The organism is Leptospira ognonensis (assembly GCF_004770745.1).
Lineage (GTDB): Bacteria > Spirochaetota > Leptospiria > Leptospirales > Leptospiraceae > Leptospira_A > Leptospira_A ognonensis.
Map to the genome: position 1 here is coordinate 150,300 of NZ_RQGD01000046.1, position 15,941 is coordinate 166,240.

Genomic DNA, 15,941 nt, shown 5'->3' on the forward strand with positions numbered 1-15,941 from the left:
TTCGTCATGGCAAAAGCTAAATGTCCAGAGTGCATTCAAAAGGTCCCCGAGTTCATGGCAACTTACGGGGACATGGTGACACTGCTCCTCTGTTTCTTCATCCTTCTTTACACGACAGGAAAAACAGATGCTCGCGAGATGCAGATCATTCTCTCTGCATTTAAGTCGACGACTGGATTCTTTACGGGTGGCCAAACTCTTTCCAAAGGCTCTTTGGAAGAAATGGGAATGAATATCGAATCATTGCCCTCACAAACTGTAGGTCGAAATCTTTCGAAAGCAAAGAAAGATGCGCAAGAAATTTTCAAACCAGAAGTAGATGCGGGTAAGGTCAGAATTTCAGAAAATGAAAGAGGCTTAATTATTTCTCTTGTTGGTGCAGATTATTTTTATCCAGGTTCTGCCATTCTGACTCCTTCCATTCGTGAAACCTTAAGAAAGGCGGCTGGATTGATCAATGGATTGGAAAGATTCGTCAGAGTGGAAGGCCATAGTGATGATGATGCTGTCAATCCTGTCAATCGCCCAGGTCGTGAGGAAAGAGAGTATATCAATAACTGGGATTTGGCAGCCGCGAGAGCAGTCAATACAACCGTATTCATGATCAATTCTGAGGAAATCGATCCAAGTTGGTTCCAAGCCGTAAGCTTTGGATCTTACCGTCCCATGATTTTAGAAAATGATGGGACGCCTGAAGCAAAGGCATTTAATAGAAGAGTAGATATTATCATTCTGACAGAAAAATCAACGAAACGTGCACCAGGCGAAAGTAAATATGGTTTGCCAGAGTCACGTTTACCAAATACCGAAACAAATGTAGAAGGAGAAAACTAACATGGGTGACCGTGAAGTAGATGAAGAAGAAGGTGGGTTAGCCGAGGGTAGTCCTTCCGGTGCCGGGATGTCTCCTATCGTTAAGTGGTTGTTATATGTAGCCGCTGCGATTTTTGGTATCATCATTGTTACCGTTATATCAATGTTTGTTGCTCAGAAGACTGCAACGAGTGTCTTTAAACAACAGAAAAACGTAGCATTAGTAAAAGCACCGCCTCCGCTAGATATCTATAGCTTTCAAGATGAGTTTAGAGTCAATACTTCGGATATTGGCGAGTCTCATTTTGTTAAGTTAAAGATGTCGCTTGGATTTGAAGCTGGTCAGCCTGCATTATCTCAGGAATTAGCGACCCGCGTAGCTCAAATGCAAAACATTATTAACTTGGTAATTGCTCGTAAGACGAAAGATGAACTAAAATCCGTAACCAACCAATTAGATTTACGTGAAGAGATCAAAGCACATCTAAATCACATTTTGACAAATGGAAAAATCAAAGAGATTTACTTTACTGAATTTTTAGTGAACTGATATGACCAAAAAAGTCCTGGGTGTTATTCCTGCGCGTTATGCGAGCACCCGATTTCCGGCCAAACCACTTGCCATGATTGGAAACAAAACCATGGTCGAGTGGACTTTTATTCATTCTCTGAAATCTAAATCAATCGACCATCTTGTGGTTGCGACGGATCATGAAGAAATAAAAAACACGGTAGAGAAGTTTGGTGGTAATGTGATCCTGACTCGGGAAGACCACCCAACAGGTACGGATAGACTCATCGAAGTCTGCGAAAAGCTTTTAGAATTTGAAATCATCGTAAACATCCAAGGTGATGAACCAGGAATTGAGCACGAGTTGATAGATGGTGTCGTCGCGCTTAAAAAGAAACATGAGGATTGGGAAATGACGACGGCAGCAGTTCCCTTTATAGATTCAGAAGACCCCAAAGATCCCAACAAGGTAAAGGTCGTATTTGATCATCAATACAAGGCAAATTATTTTTCAAGGTCACCAATTCCTGCTTCTTTCAAAAAAGAAGCTAAATACTATCGCCATTTAGGAATTTATTGTTACGAAAAAAACTTTCTTTTGCAGTATCATTCACTTCCCCAATCGAGTTGGGAAGAAGCAGAGTCTTTAGAGCAGTTGCGTGCCCTCCAAGCAGGAAGGCAAATCGGAGTTTATCTTGCAAACAAAGCAAATCTTGGAGTGGATACACCAGCAGATTTGCTGGTTGTCCAAGCAGAATTTAAAAAACTAGGTTTGATCTCTTGAGGTTTTTCTCATGCCTGATGCGATATAGTCATAAAGAAACTCTCCCGTAATCACACCTGGAACGATCACCTTATCTGCCCCATCAACAACTAATTTCTTAGCATCATCAGGTTCATCCGAAGTTAATACAATTTTCGCATGAGGAGCTAATTTACTCAATGTCGAAAGTAAACGTGTGTTATTCGTTCCTTTAAGAAAGCTATCTGAAATGGTGCAGATTACCATTGAAGAATCATGCAAACCAATATGAGTCAGCGATTCTGGATGTGCCAAATCAGCGTATGCCCATTTGAATCCTTTTTCTGTTAATTCATCTTTGAACGCAGGATTATAATCTGCAATGATGATGCGTTTCGTTAGGCTAGGCGAAAGATCAACTAAATAACTCACAAAGGCACGAGCAATTCGAAAGTAACCAAGAACGATGATATCTCGAACCTCCCCCCCACCGTGACCTGCGGCGTGTCCATGGGCACCATCAGCAGATTTTTCTTCTTCCGTCTGATCAGAGATTCCAAATTTTGATAACCAGCGAGTGAGTACAGCAGCTATCGGATGATTGAACATGATCACGTAAGTGGAAACAACCGAAGCAATGATCGTGGAAGTAAGTATAACGGCTTTTAACTGGCTTGTTACGTGTTCAAAACCAGCACCGAGTGCCATAATTACTAGCGAGAATTCAGAAATTTGGGCTAGATTGAGCGATGTGAGAAACCCATTTCTTACCCCTTTTTTCAGTGATATGATAACTGGTGCGATGGTAATCATCCGTACGAAAAACATTAGGACAATGATAGCCATGGAGATGGCAATAACTTGAACATTTGGCATGGGGACTTTTAAGCCTAATGCGACGAAAAATAAAGTAACAAAAAAGTCTCTGATTCCGATGAGCTTAGAGATGACATCTGCACCATAAGGAAATGCTGCGATACTCATGCCTGCAACTAATGCCCCCATCTCTTTCGAGAGTCCCACTTCACCCGCGACACCGCATACCACAAAACACCACATGATAGACGTTAGCAGAACAAGCTCGGGACTACTAGAACACGCTTTATAAACCTGAGCAAGTGCATATTTACTAATGGAAAAGCTGAAAATCAAAAGTAATACGATGATACCCACAGAACCCAAGATTTTTAAAATTTCTGGATTATTGAGATTTGGTTGTACACCCATAAAGAGTATGGCCCAGATATCTTGGAAAACAAGAACGCCGACGGTTAACTTTCCCGAGAGAGTATTTATCTCAACTTTGTCTTGGAGCAATTTAACAACAATGAGCGTGGAACTAAGAGAAAGAGCGACTGCAATGTAAAGAAGGTCAAACTTTTCGGATCCGATCGGTAATCCCAGGAAGGGAAACACAGAATAGACGAAAGCAACGGAGAGTGTAAACTGAAGGATGCCAAGAAGGAACATCGCTTTACCCATTTTTGCCAGTTCCCCGAGATTGATCTCGAGACCGATGATAAAAAGTAGGAGAATGAGACCAATTTCGGAAATCAATTCGATGGAGGCTTCGTTTGTAACGAGCGAAAACCCCATTTCCTTCCCAAGAAGTGCGCCACCAATGATGTAACCAAGAATAAGTGGCTGTTTTAAAACTCTAGCGATGTGGCTAAGGATGGTAGCAAAAATAATGCTCAATCCTATATCTGTTAATAATGATTCTTCACCATGCATAATTTGATTCTCTTTACGGAAGATATTTTAGATGTCGGCTTATATTGAAAGTCGTTTTTTAGATGAGTCTGAACAGAAGCATAATATACGGATTTATACGAAAAGCGTCAGACTTCAGGTCTTGACATTATCGTCTAATGGTTAACATTTAGTTGGAGAAGGTTACTCTATGAAAAACATCATTCCTTTCGCGCTCCTTTTATCGTTTTTTCTGCTCGGAAATAGCCTAGCAGCTGAGGAAAAGTGTGAATATGACTATGATTCCAGTAAAACAACTTTAGAATGGACCGCATTCAAATTTACTGAGAAAACGGGCGTTAAAGGATCAATTCAGAAAGTTGACGTGAAAAAGACGAAAAGATCGTCTTCTGTAATCGAAACTCTGAAGAATCTGAAATTCGTTGCATTTTCGGATTCGGTGAACTCGAATAATCCGGATCGAGATGCAAAAATCAAAACCTATTTTTTTGGATCCGTAAAAGAGATTAAAGGTCATTTTACCAATATTGTTGTTTCGCCTACTGGTGGCACGGCTGTGCTCAAGCTTGAACTCAATAAAAAAAAGGAATCTATTCCGGTAACCTATACGATCTCGGAAAATACCGTGATCTTGAAAGGCACGCTAGATGTTTTAAAATTCGGAATGGGATCTGGAATTCAAAAACTGAATGAAGTTTGTTCCGACCTACACAAGGGAGCTGATGGTAAAAGCATTCTCTGGCCGACTGTCGATTTCCAGGTAACCTCCACCCTCCTAAAAGAATGTAAGCCTTAGAATGGAATTTTCTCTTTTTTTAGGAGTTTCAAAAATTCTTCCTCCGTAACGGTCAGGACGCCAAGCTCAATCGCTTTGTCTAATTTCGATCCAGCGCCTGGGCCGTATAACAAGTGAGTGGTTTTCGAAGAGACGGAGGAAACTTTTCTTCCTCCGTGTTTTGTGATTAGGTCCATTGCCTTGTCTCGAGGCTGAAAATTCTCAAAACTTCCTGTCACACACCAGGATTGACCAATAAATGGTTGGAGTTCACTTTTTTCCACTTCGTCAGTTGTAAATTTAACACCTAAGGAAATCAAATCTTTGATTAACTTATTCGTTTCCTTGTCTTTTGCATTTTCAAGTAGAGCTTTAATGGTTCGTGGACCGATCCCGTGTATAGATTCAAGTTCCTCTTCCGCAGTGGCTTTTTTAGAGAGTAAAAGCAATTTTTCCCAAGAATCAATTCCAGCTTCAATCAGAACCTCGGTAACCTTTGGTCCTATTTCATTTAAACCAAGCGAAGGTAAGGTGAACCGAAAATCTTTTTCTTTTGATTTTTCAATTCCTTCGAGTATTATCTTAACTGATTTCTCTCCAAAGCCATCTAATGTTTCTAGTTCTTTTCTCCTTTTATGTAAGCGATAGAGATCAGCAATATTATGAATCCATTTGTTATTATAAAATAATTCAATTTGTTTTTCACCGAGTCCTTCAATGTTCATTTGTTTTTTTGAGCAAAAAAAGATGAGCGTATTTTTCTCTCTCTCAGGACAGTATCGGTTAGTACAAAAAAAATCTACTGAATCATCCACCTTAACTAATTTCGTATTACAAACAGGGCATTTACTCGGAAGCTTAAAAACTCCCATTTTTGAAGCCTGGATTACTTTTTCCACTGCAGGTATGATTTCTCCTCGTTTGGAAATGAGAACCTTAGCGCCTATCCCGGCTCCAAGTTGGTCAATATAGTCTTGATTGTGTAAGGTGGCGTATGTTACCGTCGTTCCTGCGAGTAGAGTTGGGGTGACCCGGGCTCTTGGAGTGATTTTTCCAGTGCGACCGATTGCATAGTCAATGGCTTCAATTTCTGTCTCCATCATCAAAGCATCAAACTTGAATGCTCGTGCCCATCGAGGAGAGTGGGAGGTTTCACCTAGAGATTCTCTTTTTTCCAGGGAATTGAGTTTGATCACGAGTCCATCAATCGGAAATGGCATCTTGTCTTTCTTTTTTTTGAAGGAATCTATTTTAGAGACAAGATTTAAACCTGTGAGGATTTCTGTATCAGGTGCGAGAGGGAAACCTTCTTTTTTCAGAATGCCTAAAATGTCTTCATGAGTGTGAATGCCTTTCCTTCCATTTCCAAAATAAGCATCATATACATAAATACGTAATGGACGTTTGGCGACTTCATTTGGATCCTTGTGTTTTATGGAACCTGCCGAGAGATTCCGAGGATTGGCAAATTTCCCGCCATATTCTTCATTGAATTCCTCAAAGTCTGAAAAATTCATAAAAATTTCACCGCGAACCGTGACGGTTAGATCTGATTTTAAAACCTGTGGCAGAGATTGGATCGTTTTTACATTTTCGGTAACGACATCGCCAATACCACCCGTACCCCGGGTGACGCAGGTCGTTAGTTTTCCTTCCGTATAATACAATAAAATCGAAGCGCCATCGATTTTCCATTCGAGAGAATACTCCAAATCCATTCCCGTCTTTGTGATCCATTCTTCGAGCTCGCTAGTATTATACGTGTTCTCGAGTGATAGTACAGGGACTTGGTGTTTAAATTTAGTAAATTGATTTGTAAGATCGGAACCGATCGATTTTGTCGGAGAGTTTTTTGCTGCCCATACGGGATATTTTTCTTCTAATGATTTTAATTCAGCAAAAAGAGCATCATATTCTATGTCAGGGATGCTAGGAGTATTGTATTTGTAGTAACGATCATTATGCGAATTGATTTCTTTGGTGAGTGATTTAATTCGCTTTTTTATTTTATCTTCAGTTTCCAATCAATAGATTCCTGATTGCATGTATTCTTCTGGGTCTAATTTTCCTTCATCCAATTGTAGGATCTCGTAATGAAGGTGAGGACCAGTAACATTTCCCGTAGCACCCACTTCAGCAATGAGTTCGCCCTGCTTTACATCCTGACCTTGTCTTACCAAAATCCGTGAACAATGACCATAAAGTGTATGATAACCAAAATCATGTTGGATGATTATGTGATGACCATAGCCTACATTTCCATAGGATACTTTTATGACACGACCCGGAGCCGTTGCATAGATTGGCGTTCCCGTGGCATTTGCCAAATCGACTCCATCATGGTATTCCCAATAACCAGAAGTAGGTGACTTGCGCATGCCGAAGGGTGAAGTCATATTATAGGCAAGCATAGGATTTTGCAGCGGCGTAGCTTCTAAAATGGAAGCTCGGTGAAATAGAAAATCAAAATTGGCATCCATGAGTTTCTGGTTGACGGACATTCTTTGCTTTAACGTTCTCAGGCCATATATCTCGTTTAGATATTTACGTCCGACATCCAATTGTCCGTCCTCACGTTCCTCTTTCTGCAAAAACTCATAGGCGTTTGCCTGGATGAAATCTTCTGGTGGAATTTTTAACAATTCTTCATCTTGGCCGTCGATCAAAGTAAACATTTCTAGGAGGTTTTCATTGAGTTTTGAATATTCATCTCGCATCTCTTCATACTGCGTAGAGTGCGTTAGGTAGCTATCAAAGTAGTTACCGTAAATTTCTGATAATTGGTTGATCTGAGACCTTGTATTGCTGGATCGTACGACGGCAAAAATCGCAATGGTGAGCAGGGAAACTAAAAGTCCTACAAAAAAAAGAATGGTGAAGACAGAAATTTGGAAGTGAAAAGAGCTATCATAGCCATGAGGAATGACCAAAACAGTCATTCTCTGGTGTCCTTTTTCTTTGACGCGATCAATCTGTTTCTTGATTTTAGGATTGTCCTGTGAGAAAACAGATTTTAAGTCTTCGATTTTTTTCTTCATGGACCAAGTTAAATCCTACATAGATAAGACATCGCGTTTCCTTTCCTCGGTCAAGTGGAAATACCCGCTCCAAGGACTAGGAATCTTATGTCTTTTGGCATTTGCCATTGGATTCTATATTGATTACCAATTTGATGCGGCCTATGAATCTTCTATCCATTCCTCCGTAGCTGAAAATCTGCCACAGGCCCAGGTGGCTATCATCCCAGGTGCTTCCGTGCGTGGACGAACTCCATCCACCATTCTATCGGATCGATTGCAATGTGGTCTTGATTTATACAAATTGAAAAAAGTTAAAAAAATATTACTCTCCGGTGACAACGGACAAGCAGATTATAATGAACTGAAACCCATGTTAGATTTTATGTTACGCAATCAAGTAAGACCTGAGGATTTATTTGTGGATCATGCAGGCTTTCGCACGTTAGATACTTTGATCCGTGCAAAAGAAGTTTTTCTAGTGAGCGATGCGATTTTTGTGAGCCAAAACTTTTTCCTACCTCGCGCTATGTATTTAGGCAATGAACTAAAACTCAAACTGTTTGCTTATGAATGTAATTTAAGAACGTATAAGAAGGAAGGCTTTTACGGGATGAGAGAATTTTTTGCACGCCAGCTTGCACTCTGGGATATCTTATCGGAAACACCACCTAAGTATTTAGGAGATCCTTTTCCAATCAATGGCAGTGGTGTAGCAACTTGGAAAGGTTCTATTTATTGAAATTTAGAAATGCATTGCTTGAATGGCTTGTACTCTCATCATGATAAATATGAAGATAAAGCAATTCATTCTGCCGTTTCTTTTGATCTCATCTTTGACGGCACTATCCATTGCTGTATTAATGATTACATTTTAAATATAGAGAGGTCTAGAGTATGAATCAAAAACAAAAATTTATCGGTATTTCCTTGGTGTTATTCTTATTAACGAATAACTTATTTGCTTCCGAGATTCTAAAAAAGGAAATCAGCTTTTTTGTGGATCACACGACTAAAGAAGTCACTGGAATTTGCAACGAAGTCATTACTGAACCTGTAAGCATTCAACTTATCGGCAAAACATATACTCTTAAGTCCCCATTTCTAATCACAGTTCCTGTGAGCAAAGTTTCTTCGGGCGACGAAGGACGAGATTCGCACATAAAAGAAATCTTGGGATTTCCAGACTTCCCAAATGTTCTTGTTAAGGTAGAAGCAGTAAAATTTGATGCGACAGCTGGTTATACGATCACAGGAAAACTTACGATTCATGGAAAAACAAAAGAATTTTCTTCATCGGCAAATCTAGATAGCACAGATCCAAACATCATTCTTGTTGAAGGCAAAGTAATTGCAAAATTTTCAGAGTACGAGTTAGAAAACCCATCCTTGTTATTTATGAAAGCAAAAGACAATATCGAAATAAAATATTTGTTTCAGATCAAAGTGAAGTAGATTTATTTTTCGTTGAACAATGCTATGAGGCGATTGTATTTGATAATGATTTTTTTTGTCATCTCTTCGCCTTTTTTATTGATATCAGGATGATATTTTTTTAGTAATAATTTGAACTTCTTTTTCACATCGACGATGGTTGATTCGATATCTAAATCGAAAAATGCCAATAGCTCTTCAAATTCTAAATCGATTTTTTTCTTTGGTTTTTTCTTCTTTGGTTTATCAGACCGAATGCGTCCAAATAACTCATAATAGGTGCGATCCCGAAATTCTTTAGTGATATCCCGGAAATTTAAAATTTTTGTGGGAATGAGAGCATTTAAATATTCTCTTAAAAATTCTTCCGCACCATATTCTGGCTGAATCTCTTGAGATTCCAAAAAGAAATGAATGGAGCGATTTACGAAAAAGGCGATTTCAAATTTGTCCATCAAATACGAATCGACCGCGTCATCAAAATCGATAGTAGCTGTTGCGAGAAGGAGAAGTAGTTCTTTGTCTAGCCTGTGATTTTCTATAGTCCTTTGGATGAGAGATTTATAAGATTCTCTTAGTTCGTAAAGCGGTCGTTCACTAAAGAAAATGCCCGCTCTTAAAAAATCATTCGGTATGTCGTCGATATCAAGCAATTCGCTTAGGAAATCGATGAGATATTCTCCATCCACTTCGTGAAAACCGCCAGACAAAGACATCTGTGGTTTTGAGCTTTTAAACTGATACAATCTACGAAGACAGTCTTCCTTACGTATTTCAAGTAATTCCGCAAGTCTTTCATACGTGAGAAACCAATGCATGGAATCACTGTGGTTTTGTAATTCAAAGATCACATCACCTAGGATTTGTTTAGATTTCCCTGTTTCTACTTTCAAGACCATTTTGCCGAATTGTTTCTTAAAACCAAAATAGAAACGAGTTTCTTTTTTGCTAGTGAAACCTTGTTCCATTTACTATATTGGAAGTATGAACCATCATATTTCTGAACATCCGTCCTTAAAATCTTATGATATTTCACACTATAACGGTCTTCGTGGAAAGAATTTTTACGATTTAGACCAAGCCCTAAAGAGAATGGTTTTTCGGTATACAGAAAATTTTAGTGAGGACCATAAGAAGGCCTTGCTAGCCCATCTATCTGGTTATGGAGAAATCGTCGGGGGAATCCTAGATGAACTAACAGAAAAATCACATAAAGATGGAAAATATGGTGAGGTCGTTAAATACGATCGAACGGGAGAACGAATTGATAAAATTCAATATTCTATCGAACAGACCGAGTCACGGAGGATTTCCTATGAGTATGGTGTTGTCAATCTTGACTTTCACAAAGATTGGAATTTTGATTTTCCAAATATCCATCGTTATGCGTTGACTTATTTAATGAATCTAAATGGCGAGGGCGGAGTTGCTTGTCCTCTGGCCATGACAGATGGTATGATTCTCGCCTTAAAAAAAATAGGAACGGAAAAGCAGAAAGAAAAATATTTACCTCTTGTAGCCGGGCAAGGAAGTGCTTCCCACTTTATGGCAGGCCAATATGTAACAGAAAGGGTAGGTGGGAGCAATGTATCCGCTAACAGAACGATTGCTAAAAAATTAGATAATGGAAAATGGTCACTGACAGGTGAAAAATGGTTTTGTTCGAATCCAGGCGATCTTTGGGTAACTACGGCAAAACTAGAAGGTACCAATACCATCGGAATGTTTCTTGTCCCGCGAATCAAAGAAAATGGAAAGTTAAATGGACATCACATTCTGAGAAAAAAAGATATCATTGGATCAAGAGGCAAGCTGACGGTAGAAATTATTTATGACGATGTTGAGGCGGAGGAATTTGGAAGGCCTGGACATGGAATTGTAAATCTGATTAAGTACATCATCAAAGTTTCCAGAATTCATGTTGGACTTGGTGCCTGCGGGAATGCTAGGCGAGCTGTCATGGAAGCACTCGAATATGGGAAATGGAGAACAGCCTATGGAAAACATGTAAACCAGTTTTCAATATTCGCACGAACTCTAGCAGAAATGCAAATTTTGCAAACAGCTATGACCTTTGTCAATTTCCGGTCTGTAAATTTGAGTGAGTCTGATCATGCGGTTAGCGAAATTTTGATCCCATTATTAAAGTATAAATCTTCTTCACAGGCGAGTATGATTACCCAGAGAGCCATACTTTGTTTAGGCGGCAATGGTATCATCGGTGATTTCTCTCCCCTTCCTAGATTGCATAATGATTCAATTATAAATGAAACTTGGGAGGGTACACATTTAATCATTACAGATCATTGTTTGCATGCCTTACAGAAGAAAAAAGTTTTTGCCGCATACCAAGAATTAGTTGAAAAATTGACAGCCAGTGCAGTCACTCATTCTCAACTTGATTATGCAAACCAAATCCTGAAAAAAAAATTCACAGAATTACAGAATATTTTAGGAAATAAATCTAAAGAATGGCGTGAAATGAATCGGGTTTATATCGCTGATATCGCTTATGGAGTCTTAGCATTGTCGGAACTTATCGAACAAAGTCATTATGACCTGAAGCAAGATAGTGAAACAATCTATAGTATTTTCGCCAATGGGTATGCGGAATTATTTGACAATGGAATCGATGCACCTAGAAGGGAAGAAGGCGTGTTTATGGATGAATCTTCTTTAAAATCGATCATCAATTTCTAATGGCGAATATACTTTTACTTTGTATTTGTTTTGTTTTGGGTATCTTGTTTCGAAAATCGAAAAGATTTCCAGAGAACACATCCCAAGTATTAAATTCATTTATTCTACACGTTTCGCTGCCGGCCCTTGTCCTCCATCATATCCATGAGATTCAATTTTCAAAAGAAACTCTTTTGCCAGCGTTGATGCCCTGGATGATTTTTACCGTTGCAGGCATCTTCTTATATGCCTTGTTTCGATTTAAGAAGTTGGAACGTAAAACCGCGATCTGTTTGCTCTTAACTGCTGGTTTGGGTAATACGTCTTTCGTAGGTATACCTTTGTTAGAGACCTTTCTTGGCAAAGAATCGATCGGATACGCCATCATCTCGGATCAGCTTGGTACTTTTCTTGTTTTGAGTTTTCCAGGTTTGATTTTTGCAACAGTCGCAGATGGTAAGGAGTGGCAGATTAAGACTTTGTTCCAAAGAGTATTTACCTTTGCACCAGTTTTTGCCCTTTTGCTTGCGGTGTTATCACGCCCTTTTTCCTATCCTACATGGTTTATTGTCGTATTGCAGAGATTAGGAGATACTCTATCTCCCTTGGCACTTGTTTCTGTTGGATTTCTATTAAATTTACGAACTATGAAAGGTCACAGATTGCATTTGGTGCTCGGACTTGGACTAAAGCTTATCGTTTTACCCGTGATAACAATCTTAGTTTACAGAAATTTTAATACAGAAAGATTGATGTATGAGACAATTGTTTTGGAATCTGCCATGGCACCCATGGTAACTTCGACAATCATCGCGATAGATCGAAATATTGTTCCTCATCTCGCAGGTCTAATGTTGGGTATAGGAATACCTTTATCCTTTATCACTACTTACTTTTTTCTTAATTTAATGAAAGCTGGCATTTTATGAATTTAAAATTTGTAATCCTTCTTATTATCGCTATGATTTCCTGGGGGATTTCATGGCCCATTGCAAAGCAGATTTCAAATTTGGTCCCCATTCATGTTTTAGTATTTTGGCGGTTTCTTCTAACTTTTCTATCCGTTATTCCTTTGATTGTATTTTTAAAAATCCCTTTTCGCTTAAAATCGGGAAAGGAATATCTAGACGTATTTGTTGGAGGAATGATTTACACGATCTATAATCAGTTCTTTTTTCTAGGACTTTCTCATGGTTTACCTGGAGCTGGCGGTGTCTTAGTTACGACACTAAATCCGATTGTTACTTTTTTTGTAGTCGCACTCATTTTTAGAAAGGGAATTAGCAAACGTCAAATGTTAGGTCTCTTTTTCGGATTGATAGGAGGCATGATTATCCTTAAAATTTGGGAACAAAGTATGGACTCACTAATCCAGTCTGGAAATGTTTATTTCTTGTTATGCGCCTTTACATGGGCAACTTTATCACTAAATAGCCAGAGATCAGGAAAAAACATGTCTCCCATCGCCTACAGTTTGTATGTTTACGGATTTGGATCCGTTATAGAACTCCTATTTTCATTTGGCAATCCGAAGTTGATGGATGTTTGGAATTTGGGAGGATCTTTTTGGTGGAGCGTATTTTATCTTTCTGTAATTTCTACTACTTTTGGAACTACAGTATATTTTTATGCTGCGACGAAATTAGGTTCTGATATCGCAAGCTCATTCATTTTCATTGTCCCACTCTCTGCTTACATTTCTAGTATTTTTATGTTAGATGAAGAACTTCAAATTCCAGTCCTTGTCGGTGGTGGTTTTGCTGTGATCGCAGTTTATTTAATCAATTCTGGCAAACGCCATTTAAAAATTGATATACCACCAGAGACTTAATATTTTTTATCCTCATCTTCAGGAATCATAGATCCATAATAATTGATCAGTGATTCCACTTTAGAATGTAAAGTGCGATTGGATTCTTCTATAAGCTTTCGTTTTTCTAAGATTTTTTTACCTTTCGTCCAAATCTCTTCTGGATCTTTCGTTAAGTAATTTCCATTATGACGAGAAATAAAATCCTCTATCAACATGATTGCTTGCGAGACTTCGATATGATGCTCATTCTCCATGAGTATTCTTGCAAGGATTTGGTTTGGTAGTAATTTATGAAATTGTTTCCAACCTTTAGAGATCCGATAGGACAATTCGAGAGTCGGATCCTCGTTATGTGCATACTCGGAAATGGGAATCGGATCACAAAACTCAACATATACGTTTGATCTTTTAGATAAAAAGGCAGCCATACTCAGCTCATCAGGTATATCACAGAATTGATTGTCTTCTGGCACTGTTTCATACGATACGGAAATAGGAACGATTACGATCTCAGTTCCAGAACTTCGATACGCATTTACAGCTGTTGTCAGTAGGCCTGTTTTTACGGGCACATTTGCGCCTGTCCTCGACCTTGTCCCCTCTGGATAAACTAAGGAAGGGATTCCTTGCTCTAACATAACCTGGGAATAAAGAGTCAGGCATTCCAAATAAAGGCTATTACGAGTTCTATCTCTGTCAACAGCATACGCCCCTAATGATTTCAACATCCATTCCCAAAAGGGATTTGACATCAGGTTAATACCCGCCGCATAACGAGGTACAGGTAATCCTAGATGGAAGATTGAATATGCAACCTCCACGGAATCTAGATGAGATCTATGTGTGGGAGCATAAAGAATATTATACTTAGAAGCGAGAGCTTTGACATCTTCCGTTTTTCCGCCGATATGTGGAATCATCGATCCTTTTAAGAATCCACCTGAAAATAATCGAATAGGTGCGATGAAACGAAGAAGAGATTCTCGCACAGTGGGACTATAATTATCGGCTATTTCACGAACGTAAAATCGGATCAGTTCCTTAATGTAAGTTGTATCTTCGTCTTTTGAAGCATTATGAAATTTTTGCCAAATTTCTATTTCGCCGCTAAATTTTGAAATATCAAGGGATTGGTTTTTTCTTTTAGCTTTCGTTAAACGTTTGCTAGTAGATTCGATAATGGCAGTCGATTGCTTTTTGATTCGAGATATGCTGCCTTGCGCGTTATTAATATGTTTTAGGATTCTATCCTCGAGTAAAGAAATGAAATCGATTCCAGAAGTTAGAGTGAGTCCCTGCTTTTTAGGTACTACTAACGGTGTCGCATGTATTGATGGTTTTCCACCTTGTATGTATTGGAGCAGAGCGTCTGGAGGTTGCTTACGTGTTAATACATCAAAAAGTATGCGATGTAATGTGAACGGCAAACGAATATCATTTGCGAGTTCGATCAGAATACTAAGGGCGTATGTGCCTTCAATATTATCATGCCACTTGTCTGATTCTCTCTCAATAAATTGTTTTGGGGAAAAGAAAATTTCAAGTTTATCTCGGATGGAAAGTTTTTCCTGTCCGCTTAACAATTCACCTACGATTTTTCGACCAAAATTTCTGTTTCGACTTTTTTTGCTCGTCGCAGTAGCTAAAAAGTCAGCCAAACCAGACCTTCCCATTACGGTATCTGGTCTGGCACCATACTTCATGGCTAAGTCCCTCGCTTCTTGAAAGCCTACTGAAAGTAGTTCTCCGAGCAGATTGGATCCATAATGAGGCATTAGAGAGACAATTCCGGAGGCAATGGCCATTGGGTTTTTGGCAACACCTATGATTTCCATGCCGTTTATATCATCTGTTGTGGAAGTATGAATGTTTTTAGAATAAAAAACTTCTGCAATGTACTCAGATGTTTTCTTATTCGAAGAGCCAACATTAAAGAAAGAAAGCTTGCCTTCCATAATCTCCGCTATCATGGATGGTCCATTAACAACCGCTATCGTCGAAGTTTTTAGTTTTTTCTCTTGTAACAAATATTCTAAATATTGGCTATAAGTTGTGAAGCCGTATTTTTTCCTATATTTCGCTTCCAGAACTCCCTTTGTAAATATGGAAAATACAAAATCATTTCTAAGGTCGATTGTATCGAGAAGAGAATGGATGTTATCTATGAATGATCTTGATGGAACTGCTACATGAAATGTCCAATCGTCTCTTCCAAATATATCTAGACTAGAAACGATTTCAATATGATCAGGAATTTCAAGAGAAATTCCCATAATCTCTGTTTGCCTGCGTCTCTTTAAAGATTCTACTAATTCCTTATCGGGAATCCATAAGACAACATCATCGTATTTTTGTGCGACAAGTGTGGCTATAATGAGCCCCATTGGTCCACTTCCTAATACGGCTTGTTTTAAGTCGTTGTAGGCAATTGGCATTTTAGATTG

The 15,941-nt window shown here is 38.8% G+C and carries 14 protein-coding genes; 9 read left to right on the plus strand and 5 right to left on the minus strand.

Annotated elements, in window-relative coordinates:
- Positions 1–6: 6 nt before the first annotated feature.
- The 3 genes from motB to kdsB are packed head-to-tail and all read left to right on the plus strand — an operon-like array spanning position 7 to position 2,108.
- Positions 7–834, plus strand: coding sequence for a flagellar motor protein MotB (motB, locus tag EHQ58_RS16915; protein WP_135625126.1), 828 nt, complete (start codon positions 7–9; stop codon positions 832–834).
- Between the two features lies 1 nt (position 835).
- Positions 836–1,363 (plus strand): flagellar basal body-associated FliL family protein, encoded by a 528-nt coding sequence (locus EHQ58_RS16920; protein WP_135625128.1) that lies wholly within the window; start codon positions 836–838, stop codon positions 1,361–1,363.
- Between the two features lies 1 nt (position 1,364).
- The gene (gene kdsB / locus EHQ58_RS16925; RefSeq protein ID WP_135625129.1) at positions 1,365–2,108 is read left to right on the plus strand and encodes a 3-deoxy-manno-octulosonate cytidylyltransferase; all 744 of its coding nucleotides are present in this window, start codon (positions 1,365–1,367) and stop codon (positions 2,106–2,108) included.
- Here the strand turns inward: kdsB and EHQ58_RS16930 are convergent.
- Entirely contained in the window at positions 2,091–3,800 is a 1,710-nt protein-coding gene (locus EHQ58_RS16930) for a cation:proton antiporter (RefSeq protein ID WP_135625131.1), read from the minus strand. The genes kdsB and EHQ58_RS16930 overlap by 18 nt on opposite strands.
- A gap of 169 nt (positions 3,801–3,969) precedes the next feature.
- On the opposite strand from EHQ58_RS16930, the gene EHQ58_RS16935 reads away from it, so the two are divergent.
- A complete protein-coding gene (locus tag EHQ58_RS16935) occupies positions 3,970–4,575 on the plus strand; it encodes a YceI family protein (protein WP_135625132.1) in 606 nt (201 codons plus the stop codon).
- On the opposite strand, the gene ligA is transcribed toward EHQ58_RS16935, so the two are convergent.
- Both ligA and EHQ58_RS16945 read right to left on the minus strand, forming a co-directional pair.
- On the minus strand, positions 4,572–6,578 hold the full coding sequence (ligA, locus tag EHQ58_RS16940; protein ID WP_135625134.1) for an NAD-dependent DNA ligase LigA: 2,007 nt from the start codon (positions 6,576–6,578) through the stop codon (positions 4,572–4,574). The genes EHQ58_RS16935 and ligA overlap by 4 nt on opposite strands.
- Positions 6,579–7,592 (minus strand): M23 family metallopeptidase, encoded by a 1,014-nt coding sequence (locus EHQ58_RS16945; protein ID WP_135625136.1) that lies wholly within the window; start codon positions 7,590–7,592, stop codon positions 6,579–6,581.
- Here EHQ58_RS16945 and EHQ58_RS16950 point away from each other — a divergent pair.
- Entirely contained in the window at positions 7,591–8,313 is a 723-nt protein-coding gene (locus tag EHQ58_RS16950) for a SanA/YdcF family protein (RefSeq protein ID WP_135625138.1), read from the plus strand. The genes EHQ58_RS16945 and EHQ58_RS16950 overlap by 2 nt on opposite strands.
- A 155-nt stretch (positions 8,314–8,468) precedes the next feature.
- Complete coding sequence (locus tag EHQ58_RS16955) at positions 8,469–9,026, plus strand: YceI family protein (RefSeq protein WP_135625140.1); 558 nt, start codon at positions 8,469–8,471, stop codon at positions 9,024–9,026.
- 2 nt (positions 9,027–9,028) lie between these two features.
- Here EHQ58_RS16955 and EHQ58_RS16960 read toward each other — a convergent pair whose 3' ends face one another.
- Positions 9,029–9,973 carry a molecular chaperone DnaJ gene (locus EHQ58_RS16960; protein ID WP_246047416.1) on the minus strand — a complete coding sequence of 315 codons (945 nt, stop codon included), beginning with the start codon at positions 9,971–9,973 and terminating at the stop codon, positions 9,029–9,031.
- A 16-nt stretch (positions 9,974–9,989) separates the two neighbouring features.
- Between EHQ58_RS16960 and EHQ58_RS16965 the strand changes: the two genes are divergently transcribed.
- From EHQ58_RS16965 to EHQ58_RS16975, 3 genes are read left to right on the plus strand one after another with little or no spacing between them, the layout of a single operon-like run.
- Entirely contained in the window at positions 9,990–11,705 is a 1,716-nt protein-coding gene (locus EHQ58_RS16965; RefSeq protein WP_135625142.1) for an acyl-CoA dehydrogenase family protein, read from the plus strand.
- Positions 11,705–12,613: an AEC family transporter gene (locus tag EHQ58_RS16970; protein WP_135625143.1), complete on the plus strand. Its 909-nt coding sequence runs from the start codon at positions 11,705–11,707 to the stop codon at positions 12,611–12,613. The genes EHQ58_RS16965 and EHQ58_RS16970 overlap by 1 nt, the downstream gene beginning before the upstream one ends.
- The gene (locus EHQ58_RS16975; RefSeq protein ID WP_135625145.1) at positions 12,610–13,515 is read left to right on the plus strand and encodes a DMT family transporter; all 906 of its coding nucleotides are present in this window, start codon (positions 12,610–12,612) and stop codon (positions 13,513–13,515) included. The genes EHQ58_RS16970 and EHQ58_RS16975 overlap by 4 nt, the downstream gene beginning before the upstream one ends.
- On the opposite strand, the gene EHQ58_RS16980 is transcribed toward EHQ58_RS16975, so the two are convergent.
- Positions 13,512–15,932, minus strand: coding sequence for a 1-acyl-sn-glycerol-3-phosphate acyltransferase (locus tag EHQ58_RS16980; protein WP_135625147.1), 2,421 nt, complete (start codon positions 15,930–15,932; stop codon positions 13,512–13,514). The two genes, EHQ58_RS16975 and EHQ58_RS16980, sit on opposite strands and share 4 nt — an antisense overlap.
- Between the last annotated feature and the right edge of the window lie 9 nt (positions 15,933–15,941).

Excerpts from the sequence above, each read along its gene's own strand:
- EHQ58_RS16960 (WP_246047416.1), bottom strand. The coding sequence starts at position 9,973 with ATGGAACAAGGTTTCACTAGCAAAAAAGAAACTCGTTTCTATTTTGGT.
- EHQ58_RS16970 (WP_135625143.1), top strand. The coding sequence starts at position 11,705 with ATGGCGAATATACTTTTACTTTGTATTTGTTTTGTTTTGGGTATCTTG.
- EHQ58_RS16950 (WP_135625138.1), top strand. The coding sequence starts at position 7,591 with ATGGACCAAGTTAAATCCTACATAGATAAGACATCGCGTTTCCTTTCC.
- EHQ58_RS16955 (WP_135625140.1), top strand. The coding sequence starts at position 8,469 with ATGAATCAAAAACAAAAATTTATCGGTATTTCCTTGGTGTTATTCTTA.
- EHQ58_RS16975 (WP_135625145.1), top strand. The coding sequence starts at position 12,610 with ATGAATTTAAAATTTGTAATCCTTCTTATTATCGCTATGATTTCCTGG.
- motB (WP_135625126.1), top strand. The coding sequence starts at position 7 with ATGGCAAAAGCTAAATGTCCAGAGTGCATTCAAAAGGTCCCCGAGTTC.
- EHQ58_RS16980 (WP_135625147.1), bottom strand. The coding sequence starts at position 15,932 with ATGCCAATTGCCTACAACGACTTAAAACAAGCCGTATTAGGAAGTGGA.
- EHQ58_RS16945 (WP_135625136.1), bottom strand. The coding sequence starts at position 7,592 with ATGAAGAAAAAAATCGAAGACTTAAAATCTGTTTTCTCACAGGACAAT.
- EHQ58_RS16965 (WP_135625142.1), top strand. The coding sequence starts at position 9,990 with ATGAACCATCATATTTCTGAACATCCGTCCTTAAAATCTTATGATATT.
- EHQ58_RS16930 (WP_135625131.1), bottom strand. The coding sequence starts at position 3,800 with ATGCATGGTGAAGAATCATTATTAACAGATATAGGATTGAGCATTATT.
- kdsB (WP_135625129.1), top strand. The coding sequence starts at position 1,365 with ATGACCAAAAAAGTCCTGGGTGTTATTCCTGCGCGTTATGCGAGCACC.
- EHQ58_RS16920 (WP_135625128.1), top strand. The coding sequence starts at position 836 with ATGGGTGACCGTGAAGTAGATGAAGAAGAAGGTGGGTTAGCCGAGGGT.
- EHQ58_RS16935 (WP_135625132.1), top strand. The coding sequence starts at position 3,970 with ATGAAAAACATCATTCCTTTCGCGCTCCTTTTATCGTTTTTTCTGCTC.